Source organism: Streptomyces sp. NPDC049813 (genome assembly GCF_044465085.1).
Taxonomy (GTDB): domain Bacteria; phylum Actinomycetota; class Actinomycetes; order Streptomycetales; family Streptomycetaceae; genus Streptomyces.
In genome coordinates this window covers 64,230-80,647 of the sequence record NZ_JBITLI010000023.1, presented here as the reverse complement: position 1 = coordinate 80,647, position 16,418 = coordinate 64,230, and the positions used below count along the sequence as shown (strand labels likewise).

Sequence of the window (16,418 nt, the reverse complement as noted above, 5' to 3'; positions counted from 1 at the left end):
GTGCAGCGACATCTTGGGGGGCGGCCCCCGAACCCCCGCAACGTGCTGCTCGCGGAAGTGGCCCAGGCCACCCGCCGCCTCGCGGACGCCGGCGTGCCCTCGCCGCGCAACGACGCCGAGGAGCTCGCCGCCTTCGTGCACGGCGTCAAGCGGGGCGAGCTGCACTCCGTCAAGGACGCGGACTTCGACGCCCGGTACTGGGAGGTGATCGCGCGCCGCGAGGCCCGCGAGCCGCTCCAGCACATCACCGGCCGCGCCTACTTCCGCTACCTGGAGCTCCAGGTCGGGCCCGGCGTCTTCGTGCCGCGCCCGGAGACCGAGTCGGTCGTCGGCTGGGCCATAGACGCCGTGCGCGCCATGGACGTCGTGGAGCCGCTGATCGTCGATCTGTGCACCGGCTCCGGCGCCATCGCGCTCGCGCTCGCCCAGGAGGTCCCGCGCTCGCGCGTGCACGCCGTGGAGCTCTCCGAGGACGCCCTGAGGTGGACGCGGAAGAACGTCGAGGGGTCCAGGGTCGACCTGCGCCAGGGAGACGCCCTGGAGGCCTTCCCCGACCTCGACGGCCAGGTCGACCTCGTCGTCTCCAACCCGCCCTACATCCCGCTCACCGAGTGGGAGTACGTGGCCCCCGAGGCCCGCGACCACGACCCGGACATGGCGCTGTTCTCCGGCGAGGACGGCCTCGACCTGATCCGCGGCATCGAGCGCACCGCCCACCGGCTGCTGCGGCCCGGCGGCGTCGTCGTCATCGAGCACGCGGACACCCAGGGCGGCCAGGTGCCGTGGATCTTCACCGAGGAGCGGGGCTGGGCGGACGCCGCCGACCACCCCGACCTGAACAACCGGCCGCGCTTCGCCACCGCCCGCAAGGCGATGCCGTGACCACCTCTGACTTCTCCATCCCCGCAGTACAGGCATTCGAGCAGGAGGCCCGCTAAATGGCACGGCGTTACGACACCAATGACGCGACCGACCGCGCGACCGGTCTGCGCGAAGCCGCGTCCGCCGTCCGCCGCGGCGAGCTCGTCGTGCTGCCGACCGACACCGTCTACGGCGTCGGCGCCGACGCGTTCACCGCCGAGGCCGTCGGCGACCTCCTGGAGGCCAAGGGCCGCGGGCGCAACATGCCGAGCCCCGTCCTCATCGGCTCCCCGAACACGCTGCACGGCCTCGTCACGGACTTCTCCGAGATGGCCTGGGAGCTCGTCGACGCGTTCTGGCCCGGCGCCCTGACGATCGTCGCCAAGCACCAGCCGTCCCTCCAGTGGGACCTGGGGGAGACCCGGGGCACCGTCGCCGTCCGGATGCCACTGCACCCGGTCGCCATCGAACTGCTCAACGAGGTCGGCCCGATGGCGGTCTCCTCCGCCAACCTCACCGGCCACCGCTCGCCGGAGGACTGCGACGCCGCCCAGGAGATGCTCGGCGACTCCGTCTCCGTCTACCTCGACGGCGGCCCCACCCCCGGCATCGTCCCCTCGTCGATCGTCGACGTCACCGGCCGGATCCCGGTGCTGCTGCGCGCCGGTGCGCTCAGCGCCGAGGAGCTGCGCAAGGTCGTACCCGACCTCGAGGTGGCGAATTGACAGCCCCTGAGACGGGGCGTGGCATAGGCACCGATCACGGGGGACTCTCGCTCCCCGGCGACTCCTTCCGCATCCTCCACGTCAGCACCGGCAACGTGTGCCGCTCGCCGATCACCGAGCGGCTGACCCGGCATGCCCTCGCGGACCGCCTCGGCGACCCGCTGGCCGGCGGGCTCATCGTGGAGAGCGCGGGCACCTGGGGCCACGAGGGCGCACCGATGGAGGCCAACGCGGAGCAGGTGCTGGCCGACTTCGGCGCGGACGCCTCCGGCTTCGTCGGCCGCGAGCTCCTCGACGACCACGTCATAAGAGCCGACCTGGTGCTGACCGCGACCCGCGACCACCGCGCCCAGGTCATCTCCATGGGCCACAGCGCGGGCCTGCGCACGTTCACGCTGAAGGAGTTCACGCGGCTCGTGCAGGCCATAGACCCCGCGACCCTCCCCGACCCCCGCGACAGCTCCGCGGGGGGCGTGGTGGGCCGCGCACGGTCCCTGGTGCGGGCCGCCGCGGCGCTGCGCGGGTGGCTGCTCGCGCCGAGCGTCGAGGCGGACGAGGTGTACGACCCCTACGGCGCCCCGCTGCCCTTCTTCCGCTCGGTCGGCGGTGAGATCAACGAGGCGCTGGCCCCGGTGGTCCGCGCCCTGACCGGCGTGAAGTGACCCGTCCCGGTCCCAGCCGGCCGGCGCTCCGGGACGCCCTTGGTACGGCGCCGCGACAACAGCGGCCCGTCACTCGTGCAACCATCGTCGCTACCCGGAAGTCTCCACCGTCAAGCACGCGAAGCTAGGGTGTGGGGCTGAGATGGCCAGCGATACCTGTGGGGAAGCCCGTGCGTGAATACCTGCTGACGCTCTGCATCACGGCCGCGGTGACCTATCTGCTCACAGGCCCGGTGCGGAAGTTCGCGATTGTGGCCGGCGCGATGCCGGAGATCCGTGCGCGCGACGTGCACCGGGAACCCACCCCGCGGCTCGGCGGTATCGCCATGTTCTTCGGCCTGTGCGCGGGCCTGCTGGTCGCCGACCACCTGACCAACCTGGACAAGGTCTTCGACTCGTCGAACGAGCCGCGGGCGCTGCTCTCCGGCGCGGCCCTGATCTGGCTGATCGGCGTGCTGGACGACAAGTTCGAGATCGACGCGCTGATCAAGCTGGGCGGCCAGATGATCGCCGCGGGCGTCATGGTCATGCAGGGTCTGACGATCCTGTGGCTGCCGATCCCGGGCGTCGGCACGGTCGGCCTGACCCAGTGGCAGGGCACGCTCCTGACGGTGGCGCTCGTGGTCATCACGATCAACGCGGTCAACTTCGTCGACGGCCTCGACGGCCTCGCGGCGGGCATGGTCTGCATCGCCGCCGCCGCGTTCTTCCTGTACGCCTACCGCATCTGGTACGGCTACGGCATCGAGGCCGCGGCCCCCGCCACGCTCTTCGCGGCGATCCTGATGGGCATGTGCCTGGGCTTCCTGCCGCACAACATGCACCCGGCCCGGATCTTCATGGGCGACTCCGGCTCGATGCTGATCGGGCTCGTCCTCGCGGCCGGCGCCATCTCCATGACCGGGCAGATCGACCCGGACGCGCTGAAGCTGAACCTCGGCGGTTCGACCCGGGACACCACGCACGCGATGCTCCCCGTCTTCATCCCGCTCGTGATGCCGCTGACGATCATCGCGATCCCGTTCGCGGACCTCGTCCTCGCCATCGTGCGCCGCACGTGGAACGGCCAGTCGCCGTTCGCCGCCGACCGCGGCCACCTCCACCACCGGCTCCTGGAGATCGGCCACTCCCACAGCCGCGCGGTCCTGATCATGTACTTCTGGTCGGCGCTCATCGCCTTCGGCGCGGTGGCCTACTCCGTGCACTCCGCGTCCGGCATGTGGGTCGTCCTCACGATCGTCGCCCTCAGCTTCGTCGGCCTGGTCCTCCTCCTGCTCCCCCGCTTCACCCCGCACGCCCCGCGCTGGGCCCAGCACTTGGTGCCGCCGCGGTACCGGCGGGGAGTCCGCGCCGAGGCGACGGCACCGGAGGACGCCGGGGCGTCCGAGGCGTCCGGGGCGCCCGAGGACGAGCCGGGCCGGACGCCGGTGCCGGCGGGGATCAACGGCGCGACGGCGATCGGAGCGCGTTCGCATTTCACCGATCGGCGGGGAGCCGGAACGCCACGTTGACAACACAGTTGAAATGGCTGCAATACCAGACATGTTGCCCCCGCGAGCGCACAGACGCGCAGGTTCCCCCTCACGTGTGACGGTTGGCACACGTTCTAGGTAAAGACCGCATCAAATAGTTTGTGATACCGTTCACGAAACCCGGGGATAGAGCCGAAAGACCGTAGTGCGACGGTCCCTTGGCCCGGATTTCCTCTCTCGGCCCCGGACTACGCTCGTCCATGACGACACCCTGCCCCCACCAGTAAGCGGAGCTGCCGCCATGCCGTCCAACGACGCACGGACCCTTCTCAAAACCGCCGTACCCACGGCTGCCGTAGGCGTGATCACCATCGTGGTCAGCGCCGCGGTCGCGGGCGGCAAGGGGGCCCTCGGTGCGCTCGTCGGGACGCTGGTGGCGATCGTCTTCATGGGGCTCGGACTCGTGGTCCTGGAGCGCACCGCCAAATCGCTTCCGCACCTGTTCCAGATGATGGGCCTGATGCTCTACGCGGCCCAGTTGCTGCTCATGGTCGTCTTCATGGCGCTCTTCAAGGACACGACCCTGTTCAACCCGAGGGCGTTCGCGATCGCCCTCGTCGTCTCGACCCTCGCGTGGATCGCGGCGCAGACGCGCGCCCACATGAAGGCCAAGATCCTCTACGTCGAACCCGACGCGCAGAAGGGCGAGAAGCCCGAGAAGACGGGGCCGAAGTCGTGAAGCGTAGGGGCGGGATAAGTGGGGGTTCACGACCCTGCTATCGTCCGGTGCCAACTGCGGCATCGCGGGCGCGGGCATCTGAGCTGACGCCTGCTGTAACGCGAGGCTCGATGCCCGACCGCCGCCCCCACATCCGTAACACCAGTCCCGTGCCGAACCGCGGCTGCACGCCGCGCCGACACAACGAGGTTGCCGTACCTATGCGCCACGCTGAAGGAGCCCGCGGTGAGTGCTGACCCGACGCAGGTGCTCGCCTTCGAGACCGACTGCCACCTTTTTGATGGGTGTGGCTTCCCGGCTCCCGGCCTGCACTCGTTCCTGTTCGAGCCCCTGTGGGGCGACGGAACCAGCAACGTTTACTTCGACAAGACGATGCTGCTGGCGCTGCTCGGCTCGGTCGTCGTGATCGGCTTCTTCTGGGCCGCCTTCGCCAAGCCGAAGGTCGTCCCGGGCAAGCTCCAGATGGTCGCGGAGGCGGGCTACGACTTCGTCCGCCGCGGCATCGTCTACGAGACGATCGGCAAGCGTGAGGGCGAGAAGTACGTCCCCTTCATGGTCTCGCTGTTCTTCTTCGTGTGGATGATGAACATCTGGTCGATCGTCCCGCTCGCCCAGTTCCCGGTGACGGCGATCATCTCCTACCCCGCCGCGCTCGCCGCCATCGTCTACGTGATGTGGGTGAGCCTCACCTTCAAGCGACACGGCTTCGTCGGTGCCTTCAAGAACTTCACGGGTTATGACAAGTCGCTCGGCGCGGTGCTGCCGCTGTCGATGACGATCGAGCTCTTCTCGAACCTGCTCGTCCGCCCGTTCACGCACACGGTGCGACTGTTCGCGAACATGTTCGCGGGTCACACCCTCCTGCTGCTGTTCACGATCGCCAGCTGGTACATGCTCAACGGCATCGGCATCGCGTACTCGGCCGTCTCCTTCGTGATGGTCATCGTGATGACCGCCTTCGAGCTGTTCATCCAGGCCGTCCAGGCCTACGTGTTCGTGCTCCTGGCGTGCAGCTTCCTGCAGGGCGCAATGGCCGAAGGCCACTGAGTCCCCGCACCCCGCACCACACCCCGTAGACATCCGGTGGCCAACCCCCACCGGTACTTGAAAGAGAAGGAAGAACCGGCATGTCCGCTCTCGCGCAGACCCTCGCCGCTGGCGTCGAAATCAAGGGCAACCTCGGCTCGATCGGTTACGGCCTCGCGGCCATCGGCCCGGGCGTCGGCGTCGGCATCATCTTCGGTAACGGCACCCAGGCGCTCGCCCGTCAGCCCGAGGCTGCCGGTCTGATCCGCGCCAACCAGATCCTCGGCTTCGCCTTCTGTGAGGCGCTCGCCCTCATCGGTCTGGTCATGCCGTTCGTCTACCCGTCCTCCTGATCACTCAGCCGGACAGCCCCCTTAGGACGGAAGGCAGATAAATGAGCCCCCTGGTTCAGCTGGCGGTCGAGGAGTCCGAGAACCCCCTCATCCCGCCGATCCCAGAGCTCGTGATCGGCTTCATCGCCTTCGTCATCGTCTTCGGCTTCCTCGCCAAGAAGCTCCTCCCGAACATCAACAAGGTTCTGGAAGAGCGCCGCGAGGCCATCGAAGGCGGTATCGAGAAGGCCGAGGCCGCTCAGACCGAGGCCCAGAGCGTCCTTGAGCAGTACAAGGCTCAGCTCGCCGAGGCCCGGCACGAGGCCGCGCGGCTGCGCCAGGAGGCGCAGGAGCAGGGCGCCACGCTCATCGCCGAGATGCGCGCGGAAGGCCAGCGGCAGCGTGAGGAGATCATCGCCGCCGGTCACGCCCAGATCGAGGCCGACCGCAAGGCCGCCGCACAGGCGCTGCGTCAGGACGTCGGCCAGCTGGCCACCGACCTGGCCGGCAAGCTCGTCGGCGAGTCCCTCGAGGACCACGCCCGGCAGTCGCGCACGATCGACCGCTTCCTCGATGGCCTCGAGGACACCGCGACGAAGGCAGAGGCCGCTCGATGACCGTGCACGGAGCGAGCCGCGAGGCACTCGTCGCCGCGCGGATGCGTCTGGACGCGCTGACCGACTCCACGTCGGTCTCCGCCGAGGCGCTCGCCGGCGACCTGGCCGCGGTCACCGCGCTGCTCGACCGCGAGGTCTCGCTGCGTCGGGTCCTGACCGACCCGGCGCAGTCCGGCGACGCCAAGGCCGAGCTCGTGGGCCGACTGCTCGGCAGCCAGGTCAGCGGCGCGGCCGTCGACCTGGTGGCCGGACTGGTCCGCTCCCGGTGGTCGGCCTCGCGCGACCTGGTCGACTCCCTGGAGGAGCTGGCCGACACCGCGGACCTGACCGCGGCGCAGAAGAACGGTGACCTCGACGACGTCGAGGACGAGCTGTTCCGGTTCGACCGGATCGTCGGCTCCGACACCGCGCTCCGCTCCGCGCTCACCGACCGCACCGCGTCGGTGGCCGCCCGCGCCAACCTGGTCAGGGAGCTTCTCGGCGGCCGGGCCCGGCCCACCACCGAGCGGCTCGTCGCGCGTCTGGTGACCGCGCCCCGGGGACGTAGCCTGGAAGCGGGACTCGAGTCCCTCTCCAAGCTCGCCGCCGAACGACGGGAGCGCACGGTGGCCGTCGTCACCACCGCGGTCCCGCTGAGCGACCTGCAGAAGCAGCGCCTGGGCCAGTCCCTGGCGAAGCTCTACGGGCGCCAGATGCACCTGAACCTGGACGTGGACCCCGCGGTCCTCGGCGGGATCAAGGTGCAGGTGGGCGACGAGGTCATCAACGGCTCCATCGCGGACCGCATCGAGGAAGCCAGCCGCCGCATGGCCGGCTGACACCTCAACCACGTACGAATACGGCCCTAGTTGGGCCGTGCAGAGGATTCCTGGGGGCTGACCCCAGACCCCAAGAACACTTCGGGCCCAACAAGGAGAGCAGGGAACCCAGATGGCGGAGCTCACGATCCGGCCGGAGGAGATCCGGGACGCGCTGGAGAACTTTGTCCAGGCGTACAAGCCGGACGCGGCCTCGCGCGAGGAGGTCGGTACGGTCACCGTGGCCGGCGACGGCATTGCCAAGGTGGAGGGTCTTCCCTCGGCCATGGCCAACGAGCTGCTGAAGTTCGAGGACGGCACCCTGGGTCTCGCCCTCAACCTCGAGGAGCGCGAGATCGGTGCGGTCGTCCTCGGCGAGTTCAGCGGTATCGAGGAGGGTCAGCCGGTGCACCGCACCGGTGAGGTCCTGTCCGTCGGCGTCGGCGAGGGCTACCTCGGCCGCGTCGTCGACCCGCTCGGCAACCCGATCGACGGCCTCGGCGAGATCGAGACCAGCGGCCGACGCGCCCTCGAACTGCAGGCCCCGGGCGTCATGGCCCGTAAGTCGGTGCACGAGCCGATGGAGACGGGCTACAAGGCCGTCGACGCGATGACCCCGATCGGCCGTGGCCAGCGTCAGCTGATCATCGGCGACCGCCAGACCGGCAAGACCGCCCTGGCCGTCGACACGATCATCAACCAGCGTGACAACTGGCGCACCGGCGACCCGAAGAAGCAGGTCCGCTGCGTCTACGTCGCCATCGGTCAGAAGGGCTCCACCATCGCCTCCGTGCGCGGTGCCCTCGAAGAGGCCGGCGCCCTGGAGTACACGACCATCGTCGCCGCCCCGGCGTCCGACCCGGCCGGCTTCAAGTACCTGGCGCCGTACACCGGCTCGGCCATCGGCCAGCAGTGGATGTACGAGGGCAAGCACGTCCTCATCATCTTCGACGACCTCTCGAAGCAGGCCGACGCCTACCGCGCCGTGTCCCTGCTGCTCCGCCGCCCGCCGGGGCGCGAGGCCTACCCGGGTGACGTCTTCTACCTGCACTCGCGTCTGCTCGAGCGCTGCGCGAAGCTCTCGGACGAGCTGGGTGCCGGTTCGATGACGGGTCTGCCGATCGTCGAGACGAAGGCCAACGACGTCTCCGCGTTCATCCCGACCAACGTCATCTCCATCACCGACGGCCAGTGCTTCCTGGAGTCGGACCTCTTCAACGCCGGTCAGCGCCCCGCGCTGAACGTCGGTATCTCGGTCTCCCGTGTGGGTGGTTCCGCCCAGCACAAGGCCATGAAGCAGGTCTCCGGCCGGCTGCGTCTGGACCTGGCCCAGTACCGCGAGCTGGAGGCGTTCGCCGCCTTCGGTTCCGACCTGGACGCCGCGTCGAAGTCGCAGCTGGAGCGTGGTCAGCGCCTGGTCGAGCTGCTCAAGCAGGCTCAGTACCAGCCGATGCCCACCGAGGACCAGGTCGTCTCCGTCTGGGCCGGTACCACCGGCAAGATGGACGACGTGCCGGTCTCCGACATCCGCCGCTTCGAGAAGGAGCTCCTCGAGCACCTGCACCGCAAGGAGCAGGGCCTGATGACCTCCATCAAGGAGGGCGGCAAGATGTCGGACGACACCCTCCAGGCCGTCGCGGACGCGATCGCGGAGTTCAAGAAGCAGTTCGAGACCTCGGACGGGAAGCTTCTCGGCGAGGACGCTCCGGCCGCCGCCGGCAAGTGACGACGGAAGGGACCTGACTCATGGGAGCCCAGCTCCGGGTCTACAAGCGTCGCATCCGATCCGTCACCGCGACCAAGAAGATCACCAAGGCGATGGAGATGATCGCCGCCTCGCGCGTCGTCAAGGCGCAGCGCAAGGTGGCGGCCTCCACGCCCTACGCGACCGAGCTCACGCGCGCGGTCACGGCGGTGGGGACCGGGTCGAACACCAAGCACCCGCTGACGACCGAGGCGGAGACGGCGACCCGTTCCGCGGTGCTGCTCCTCACGAGCGACCGCGGACTGGCCGGCGCCTTCAACTCGAACGCGATCAAGGCCGCCGAGCAGCTGACGGCGCGTCTTGAGGCCGAGGGCAAGGAGGTCGACACGTACATCGTCGGCCGCCGCGGTCTGGCCCACTACAACTTCCGCGAGCGCAAGGTCGCGGAGTCGTGGTCGGGCTTCACCGATGAGCCCACGTACGCGGACGCCAAGAAGGTCGCCGGTCCGCTCATCGAGGCCATCGAGAAGGAGACGGCGGAGGGCGGCGTGGACGAACTCCACATCGTCTACACCGAGTTCGTCTCGATGATGACGCAGTCGGCGGTCGACGGCCGCCTGCTGCCGCTCAGCCTCGAAGAGGTCGCGGAGGAGACGGCGGCGTCCAAGGGCGACGAGATCCTGCCGCTGTACGACTTCGAGCCGTCGGCGGAGGACGTCCTCGACGCCCTGCTGCCGCGCTACGTCGAGAGCCGTATCTACAACGCGATGCTCCAGTCGGCTGCCTCCAAGCACGCCGCCACGCGCCGCGCGATGAAGTCGGCGACCGACAACGCGGGAGAGCTCATCAACACGCTCTCCCGACTTGCCAACGCGGCCCGCCAGGCCGAAATCACCCAGGAAATCAGCGAGATCGTCGGTGGCGCCAGCGCCCTGGCCGACGCGAACGCGGGGAGTGACAAGTAATGACGACCACTGTTGAGACCGCGACGGCCACGGGCCGCGTCGCCCGGGTCATCGGCCCGGTCGTCGACGTGGAGTTCCCCGTCGACGCGATGCCGGACATCTACAACGCCCTGCACGTCGAGGTGAACGACCCGGCCGAGGACGGCAAGAAGAAGACTCTGACGCTCGAGGTCGCCCAGCACCTCGGTGACGGTCTGGTCCGCGCCATCTCGATGCAGCCCACCGACGGCCTGGTCCGCCAGGCCCAGGTGACTGACACCGGTGCCTCCATCACCGTCCCCGTCGGCGACTTCACCAAGGGCAAGGTGTTCAACACCCTCGGCGAGGTCCTGAACGTCGACGAGCAGTACACGGGCGAGCGCTGGGGCATCCACCGCAAGGCTCCGACCTTCGACGAGCTCGAGTCGAAGACCGAGATGTTCGAGACCGGCGTCAAGGTCATCGACCTGCTCACCCCGTACGTCAAGGGTGGCAAGATCGGTCTGTTCGGCGGTGCCGGCGTCGGCAAGACGGTGCTCATCCAGGAGATGATCTACCGCGTCGCCAACAACCACGACGGTGTCTCCGTGTTCGCCGGTGTCGGTGAGCGCACCCGTGAGGGCAACGACCTCATCGAGGAGATGGCCGACTCGGGCGTCATCGACAAGACCGCCCTTGTCTTCGGCCAGATGGACGAGCCGCCGGGCACCCGTCTGCGCGTGGCCCTCGCGGGCCTGACCATGGCGGAGTACTTCCGCGATGTGCAGAAGCAGGACGTGCTGTTCTTCATCGACAACATCTTCCGCTTCACGCAGGCCGGTTCCGAGGTCTCCACGCTGCTCGGCCGCATGCCGTCCGCCGTGGGTTACCAGCCGAACCTGGCCGACGAGATGGGTCTCCTCCAGGAGCGCATCACGTCGACCCGTGGCCACTCGATCACGTCCATGCAGGCGATCTACGTGCCCGCGGACGACCTGACCGACCCGGCCCCGGCCACGACCTTCGCCCACCTCGACGCGACGACGGTGCTCTCCCGTCCGATCTCGGAGAAGGGCATCTACCCGGCCGTGGACCCGCTGGACTCGACGTCCCGCATCCTGGACCCCCGCTACATCGCGGCGGACCACTACAACACGGCGATGCGCGTCAAGAACGTCCTGCAGAAGTACAAGGACCTGCAGGACATCATCGCGATCCTCGGTATCGACGAGCTCGGCGAGGAGGACAAGCTCACCGTCCACCGCGCCCGTCGCGTGGAGCGCTTCCTGTCCCAGAACACCCACGTCGCCAAGCAGTTCACCGGCGTCGACGGGTCGGACGTGCCGCTGGACGAGTCGATCGTGGCCTTCAACGCGATCATCGACGGTGACTACGACCACTTCCCGGAGCAGGCGTTCTTCCTCTGCGGTGGCATCGAGGACCTCAAGGCCAACGCCAAGGAGCTCGGCGTCTCCTGACCCCGTGCCCGTGGGAGGGCCGGGTCCGTCCCGGCCCTCCCGCAACGCCCACTAGACTTTGACCCAACACCCGGCAGCGAGCGTTGCCGGGTGGTGACCCGAGGAGCCCACCTTGGCTGCTGAGCTGCACGTCGAGCTCGTCGCCGCGGACCGCAGTGTCTGGTCCGGCGAGGCCACCCTGGTCGTCGCGCGTACCACGTCCGGCGACATCGGCGTCATGCCCGGTCACCAGCCGCTGCTCGGTGTGCTGGAGTCGGGCCCGGTGACGATCCGTACGAGCGAAGGAGGGACGGTCGTGGCAGCGGTGCACGGCGGTTTCCTGTCGTTCGCGGACAACAAGCTGTCGCTGCTGGCCGAGATCGCCGAGCTGTCGGACGAGATCGATGTCCAGCGAGCGGAGCGGGCGCTGGAGCGCGCTCAGTCGGACGCCGACGCGTCCGCCGAGCGTCGTGCCGACGTCCGACTGCGGGCGGTGGCGGCGCGCTGATCCCAGCGAGCCCGTAGACGCGACTCAGCCGCGGCTCGGTCCGGAGATACCCTCTCCGGACCGGGTCGCGGCTGAGGCGATCTACAACTGTTTTTGCTGTTCCGTTATCTGGCGTTTGGATCTGTCGAGAAGCGAGGAGGTCGGTGCAGATGGTCCTCGTTCTCGTGCTGTGCGTAGTCGCGGTCGTCGTACTCGTACTGCTGGGGCTCTTTGTCTTCGGGCTGCGGCGCCGGCTGATCCAGCGCTCGGGGGGCACCTTCGACTGCTCGCTGCGGTGGGACGCGCCCGGCCCGGACGCGGAGGACACCTCCGGCAAGGGCTGGGGGTACGGCATCGCCCGCTACAACGGCGACCGGATCGAGTGGTTCCGCGTCTTCTCGTACGCGCCGCGCCCGAAGCGGATCCTGGAGCGGGCGGCCATCGAGGTCACCGGCCGGCGTGCCCCGGAGGGCGAGGAGGAGCTGGCGCTCCTCTCCGACGCGATCGTCCTCGCCTGCACGCACCGGGGGAGCCGCCTCGAACTCGCGATGAGCGAGGACGCGCTGACGGGATTCCTGGCCTGGCTGGAGGCGGCGCCGCCCGGCCAGCGGGTGAACGTGGCGTAACCGCTCCCGGGTCCTGGGCATGGAAGAAGCCGAGCAGGTGGGGGGCGTTCCCACCGGCCCGGCTTCAGTCTTTGTGAACCCCGGTCGGGCTACTTCAGGCCGGAGTCGATCGCGCTCACCAGCTCACCGTTGGACGTGTCGCCGGAGAACTCCCAGAAGAACGCCCCGCCGAGCCCCTGCGACTTCGCCCAGCTCATCTTCGAGTTGATGGTCGCGGGGGTGTCGTAGGACCACCAGTCCGAGCCGCAGTGCGCGTACGCGGTGCCGGCGATGGTGCCGTTCGAGGGGCACTTGGTCTTGAGGACCTTGTAGTCCTCGATGCCCTGCTCGTACGTACCGGCGGCCGGCCCTGTCGCGGTGCCGCCCGGCGCGTCCTGCGTGACGCCGGTCCAGCCGCGTCCGTAGAAGCCGATGCCGAGCAGCAGCTTGGCCGCGGGGACGCCCTGGGCCTTCAGCTTGGCGATGGCGTCGGCGGAGGTGAAGCCCTGCTGCGGGATGCCGTTGTACGAGGTGAGCGGGGAGTGCGGGGCCGTCGGGCCCTTGGCGTCCCAGGCGCCGAAGAAGTCGTACGTCATCACGTTGTACCAGTCGAGGGACTGGGCGGCGCCGGCGTAGTCGGTCTTCTCGATCTTGCCGCCGGCCGAACCGTCGGCGGTGATGGCGGCGGTGACCAGGTTCTTCGTGCCGAACTTGGCGCGCAGGGCCGAGGTGAGCCCCTTCAGCGCGGCCGGGCCGGAGGTGTCACAGGTCAGGCCGCAGGCGTTCGGGTACTCCCAGTCGATGTCGATGCCGTCGAAGACGTCGGCCCAGCGCGGGTCCTCGACCAGGTTGTAGCAGGAGTCGGCGAACGCGGCCGGGTTCTTCGCCGCCTCACCGAAGCCGCCGGACCAGGTCCAGCCGCCGAAGGACCACAGGATCTTGAGGTTCGGGTGCTTGGCCTTCAGCTGGCGGAGCTGGTTGAAGGCGCCGCGCAGCGGCTGGTCCCAGGTGTCGGCCTGGCCGGAGACGGAGTTGGCCGCCGTGTAGGCCATGTCCGTGTCGGCGTAGGAGTCGCCCATGGTGCACTTGCCGCCCTGGACGTTGCCGAAGGCGTAGTTGATGTGCGTGACCTTCGCGGCCGAGCCGGAGGTCTCCAGGTTCTTCGGGTAGTACTGGCGGCCGTAGACGCCCCAGTCGGTGAAGTACCCGAGGTTGACCTTGCCCCCGGTGCCCGGGTTGCCCGGGTCGGTGCCGCCGCCAGTGGTGTGGACCTTCACGGCGCCGGAGACCGGGCCCGTCTGGTCCGCGGTGTCGCGGGCCTGGACGGTGTACGAGTAGTCGGTGCCCGCGGTCAGCCCGGTGTTGGTGTACGTGGTGCCGGTGACGGTGGCGACCGTGGCGCCGTCGCGCAGGACGTCGTAGTTCTTGACGCCCTTGTCGTCGGTGGCGGCCGACCAGGAGAGCTTGACCGAGGTGTCGGTGATGGCGGAGGCGGTCGGGGTGCCGGGCGCCGAGGGAGCCGCGTCACCGGGCACGTCGCCGCCGTCGCAGGAGGCGCCGTTGATCTTGCAGCCGGTGGGGGCGCCGGAGCCGGAGCCGTTGAAGCCGAAGGAGATGGAGGCGCCGGGGGCGAGCGACCCGTTCCAGGAGAGGTTCTTGCCGGTCCAGTGGTTCGCGGAGTTGGTGACGGTCGCGTCCCAGGCCGAGGTCACCTTGGTGCCCGCCGGGTAGTCCCACTCGACGGCCCAGGAACTGAGCGCCGTGGTACCGGAGTTCTTGATGGTCCACTTGCCCTCGAAGCCGCTGCCCCAGTCCTGGGTCTTGGCGTACGTGGCCGTGACCGCGGTGGCCTCGGCGGCGGCGTGGGACGGGGTGGCGAGGCCGACCAGGGCGGCGGCCGGCAGCAGCAGCGTGGTCAGCGCAGCGGTGGTTCGGTGCCGCAGTCTTCGTCGGGGTACGTCACTTGAGCGCATGGAGTGCTCCCTCGGGTGGTCCTGGGTTCGCTTGACGGGGGACGGAACCCTGCGACGCCCGTGAGCACCGGAGTGGGGGGATGTGCTCACCGCAGTGCGGCGAGAATAGAAAGGTCTGGACCAGCGGTCAAGGTCTAAACCAATTACGGCTTTCGGCCAACCTGCCGCGCGCCCCCGGAACCGCTACCGCTCCAACTCCTGCGCCAGCACCGCCGCTTGCACCCGGCTGCGCAGCTCCAGCTTGCCCAGCAACCGGCTGACGTGCGTCTTCACGGTCGCCTCCGCCATGTCGAGCCGGGCCGCGATCTCCGCGTTCGACAGCCCCTCGCCGAGCCGGTCGAACACCTCCCGCTCGCGCCGCGTCAACATGGCCAACCCCGGCGGGGCGGGCCGCGGCCGCGCCCGGTCGGCGCCCGCGGCGAACTCGGCGATCAGCCGCCTCGTCACGGCGGGCGCGATCAGCCCCTCGCCGCGCGCCACCGTCCGCACCGCCTCGATCAGGTCCTTCGCGTCGGTGCTCTTCAGCAGGAACCCGGCCGCGCCCGCCCGCAGCGCGCCGAAGACGTAGGCGTCGAGGTCGAAGGTGGTCAGCACCAGGACGTCCGCAAGACCCTCGCCGACCACCGCGCGGGTGGCCGCGACGCCGTCGAGGCGCGGCATCTGGATGTCCATCAGGACCAGGTCGGGCCGGAGCTCGCGGGCCCGGGCCACCGCCTGTTCGCCGTCCTCGGCCTCGCCGACGACCTCGATGTCGGGGGCGCTGCCCAGGATCAGGACGAGCCCCGCCCGGACGGCGCTCTGGTCCTCGGCGACGAGTACGCGGATCACGCGGGTCCTCCTCCGGGTGCGGGGACGTCGAGGGGCAGGGTGGCCAGGACCCGCCAGATGGTGCCGCCGGCGCCGTCCGGCACCGGGCCCGCCTCGAACGTGCCGCCGAGCAGCGCCGTGCGCTCGCGCATGCCGACCAGGCCGGCGCCGGAACCGGGGGCGCGCGGCCCGTCCCGGTCGCCGTACGGACTGCTCACGCATGCCTCGATGTGCTCGCCGTGGCGGCGGACCGTGACGGTGACGTGGCCGGCCGCGGCGTGCTTGAGCGCGTTCGTCAGGGACTCCTGGACGATGCGGTAGGCGGCGAGCCCGACCGGCGCGGGCAGCCCGCCGGCCGGGCCGGTCAGGGTGAGCGCGACGTCGAGTCCGTTCGCGCGGGACTGTTCCACGAGCGCGCCCAGACCGTCCAGGGTGGGTGCGGCGGCCGGTTCGGTGTCGCCGCTGGAGTCGCGCAGGATGCCGATCAGGCGGCGCATCTCGGCGAGCCCGTCGACGCTGTTCTCGCGGATGGTCTCCAGGGCGGTGCGGGTGGTGGCCGGCTCGTCGATGGAGAGCGCGGCCGTGGAGTGGATGGCGATCGCCGACAGGTGGTTGGCCACCATGTCGTGCAGCTCACGCGCCATCCGGGCGCGCTCGGCCACCACCGCCTGGCTCCGGTCCATCTCGGCCAGCAGCGCGGTCTGCCGGGCTCGCAGCCGCTCGTCGGCGGCCCGGTCCCGGTGGCCGCGGACCAGCGCGCCGGTCGCCGCGGGACCGAAGGAGACGAGCCCGGTCATGACGCCGACCAGGACCGCCTCCGGCTGCCGCCACCAGGCGAGGAAGCCGAGGGTGGCGGCGACCGTGACCAGACCGGTGGAGACCGGGAGGCGCCGGGCCGCGGCCGGGGTCCCGTACACGACGGCCGCGTACATCAGGTCGGTGTACATCAGCACCGTCGCCAGGCTGCCCGCGGTGAACTGGTCGGCGACCAGGACGAGCGTGCCCAGCGCCACCGCGCACCGCGGCCGGGTGCGGCGCACCAGCTCCAGGGCGGACATCGCGACGAGCGGCAGCAGCAGCCAGGCGCCGTCCAGCGGGCGCCCGGTGTTCATACCGAGGCCGATGCCCCACAGCGCGAGACCGCCGAGCAGCCCGGCGACGGCGATGCGCACGTCGTCGCGGTGCGGGCGGGGCGGCAGCGGGTGCATGGCTCCATCCAACACGTCCGGC

Annotated in this window: 17 protein-coding genes; 14 read left to right on the top strand and 3 right to left on the bottom strand. The window is 69.8% G+C overall.

Annotated features, from left to right (window positions below; translation table 11 throughout):
- The first annotated feature begins 42 nt into the window (after positions 1–42).
- From prmC to ACIBW6_RS33265, 14 genes are all read left to right on the top strand, one after another.
- Positions 43–882, top strand: coding sequence for a peptide chain release factor N(5)-glutamine methyltransferase (prmC, locus tag ACIBW6_RS33330; RefSeq protein ID WP_399066399.1), 840 nt, complete (start codon positions 43–45; stop codon positions 880–882).
- A gap of 56 nt (positions 883–938) precedes the next feature.
- Complete coding sequence (locus ACIBW6_RS33325; RefSeq protein WP_399066369.1) at positions 939–1,586, top strand: L-threonylcarbamoyladenylate synthase; 648 nt, start codon at positions 939–941, stop codon at positions 1,584–1,586.
- The gene (locus ACIBW6_RS33320; RefSeq protein ID WP_399066367.1) at positions 1,583–2,248 is read left to right on the top strand and encodes a protein-tyrosine-phosphatase; all 666 of its coding nucleotides are present in this window, start codon (positions 1,583–1,585) and stop codon (positions 2,246–2,248) included. The genes ACIBW6_RS33325 and ACIBW6_RS33320 overlap by 4 nt, the downstream gene beginning before the upstream one ends.
- Before the next feature lie 170 nt (positions 2,249–2,418).
- Positions 2,419–3,759, top strand: coding sequence for an MraY family glycosyltransferase (locus ACIBW6_RS33315; RefSeq protein WP_399066364.1), 1,341 nt, complete (start codon positions 2,419–2,421; stop codon positions 3,757–3,759).
- A gap of 262 nt (positions 3,760–4,021) precedes the next feature.
- Positions 4,022–4,459 carry a hypothetical protein gene (locus tag ACIBW6_RS33310; protein WP_399066362.1) on the top strand — a complete coding sequence of 146 codons (438 nt, stop codon included), beginning with the start codon at positions 4,022–4,024 and terminating at the stop codon, positions 4,457–4,459.
- A 225-nt stretch (positions 4,460–4,684) separates the two neighbouring features.
- The gene (gene atpB / locus ACIBW6_RS33305; RefSeq protein ID WP_399066359.1) at positions 4,685–5,506 is read left to right on the top strand and encodes a F0F1 ATP synthase subunit A; all 822 of its coding nucleotides are present in this window, start codon (positions 4,685–4,687) and stop codon (positions 5,504–5,506) included.
- Positions 5,507–5,586: 80 nt separating this feature from the next.
- Positions 5,587–5,838 (top strand): F0F1 ATP synthase subunit C, encoded by a 252-nt coding sequence (locus ACIBW6_RS33300; RefSeq protein WP_111668288.1) that lies wholly within the window; start codon positions 5,587–5,589, stop codon positions 5,836–5,838.
- A 41-nt stretch (positions 5,839–5,879) separates the two neighbouring features.
- On the top strand, positions 5,880–6,434 hold the full coding sequence (locus ACIBW6_RS33295; protein WP_399066356.1) for a F0F1 ATP synthase subunit B: 555 nt from the start codon (positions 5,880–5,882) through the stop codon (positions 6,432–6,434).
- 2 nt (positions 6,435–6,436) lie between these two features.
- On the top strand, positions 6,437–7,252 hold the full coding sequence (locus ACIBW6_RS33290; RefSeq protein ID WP_399066397.1) for a F0F1 ATP synthase subunit delta: 816 nt from the start codon (positions 6,437–6,439) through the stop codon (positions 7,250–7,252).
- A gap of 112 nt (positions 7,253–7,364) precedes the next feature.
- Positions 7,365–8,957, top strand: coding sequence for a F0F1 ATP synthase subunit alpha (gene atpA / locus ACIBW6_RS33285; protein ID WP_399066354.1), 1,593 nt, complete (start codon positions 7,365–7,367; stop codon positions 8,955–8,957).
- A gap of 20 nt (positions 8,958–8,977) precedes the next feature.
- A complete protein-coding gene (locus ACIBW6_RS33280; RefSeq protein ID WP_399066352.1) occupies positions 8,978–9,901 on the top strand; it encodes a F0F1 ATP synthase subunit gamma in 924 nt (307 codons plus the stop codon).
- Complete coding sequence (gene atpD / locus ACIBW6_RS33275) at positions 9,901–11,337, top strand: F0F1 ATP synthase subunit beta (RefSeq protein WP_399066349.1); 1,437 nt, start codon at positions 9,901–9,903, stop codon at positions 11,335–11,337. Before ACIBW6_RS33280 ends, atpD begins: the two co-directional genes overlap by 1 nt.
- 112 nt (positions 11,338–11,449) lie before the next feature.
- Entirely contained in the window at positions 11,450–11,824 is a 375-nt protein-coding gene (locus ACIBW6_RS33270; RefSeq protein WP_356492660.1) for a F0F1 ATP synthase subunit epsilon, read from the top strand.
- 149 nt (positions 11,825–11,973) lie between these two features.
- Entirely contained in the window at positions 11,974–12,429 is a 456-nt protein-coding gene (locus ACIBW6_RS33265; RefSeq protein ID WP_399066346.1) for a DUF2550 domain-containing protein, read from the top strand.
- Positions 12,430–12,518: 89 nt separating this feature from the next.
- Here the strand turns inward: ACIBW6_RS33265 and ACIBW6_RS33260 are convergent, their stop codons facing one another.
- The 3 genes from ACIBW6_RS33260 to ACIBW6_RS33250 all read right to left on the bottom strand — a co-directional run bounded on the left by ACIBW6_RS33260 (position 12,519) and on the right by ACIBW6_RS33250 (position 16,396).
- Positions 12,519–14,381, bottom strand: coding sequence for a glycosyl hydrolase family 18 protein (locus ACIBW6_RS33260; protein ID WP_399066343.1), 1,863 nt, complete (start codon positions 14,379–14,381; stop codon positions 12,519–12,521).
- Positions 14,382–14,564: 183 nt separating this feature from the next.
- Complete coding sequence (locus ACIBW6_RS33255) at positions 14,565–15,209, bottom strand: response regulator (protein WP_399066341.1); 645 nt, start codon at positions 15,207–15,209, stop codon at positions 14,565–14,567.
- A complete protein-coding gene (locus tag ACIBW6_RS33250; protein ID WP_399066339.1) occupies positions 15,206–16,396 on the bottom strand; it encodes a sensor histidine kinase in 1,191 nt (396 codons plus the stop codon). The genes ACIBW6_RS33255 and ACIBW6_RS33250 overlap by 4 nt, the downstream gene beginning before the upstream one ends.
- Positions 16,397–16,418 lie beyond the last annotated feature (22 nt).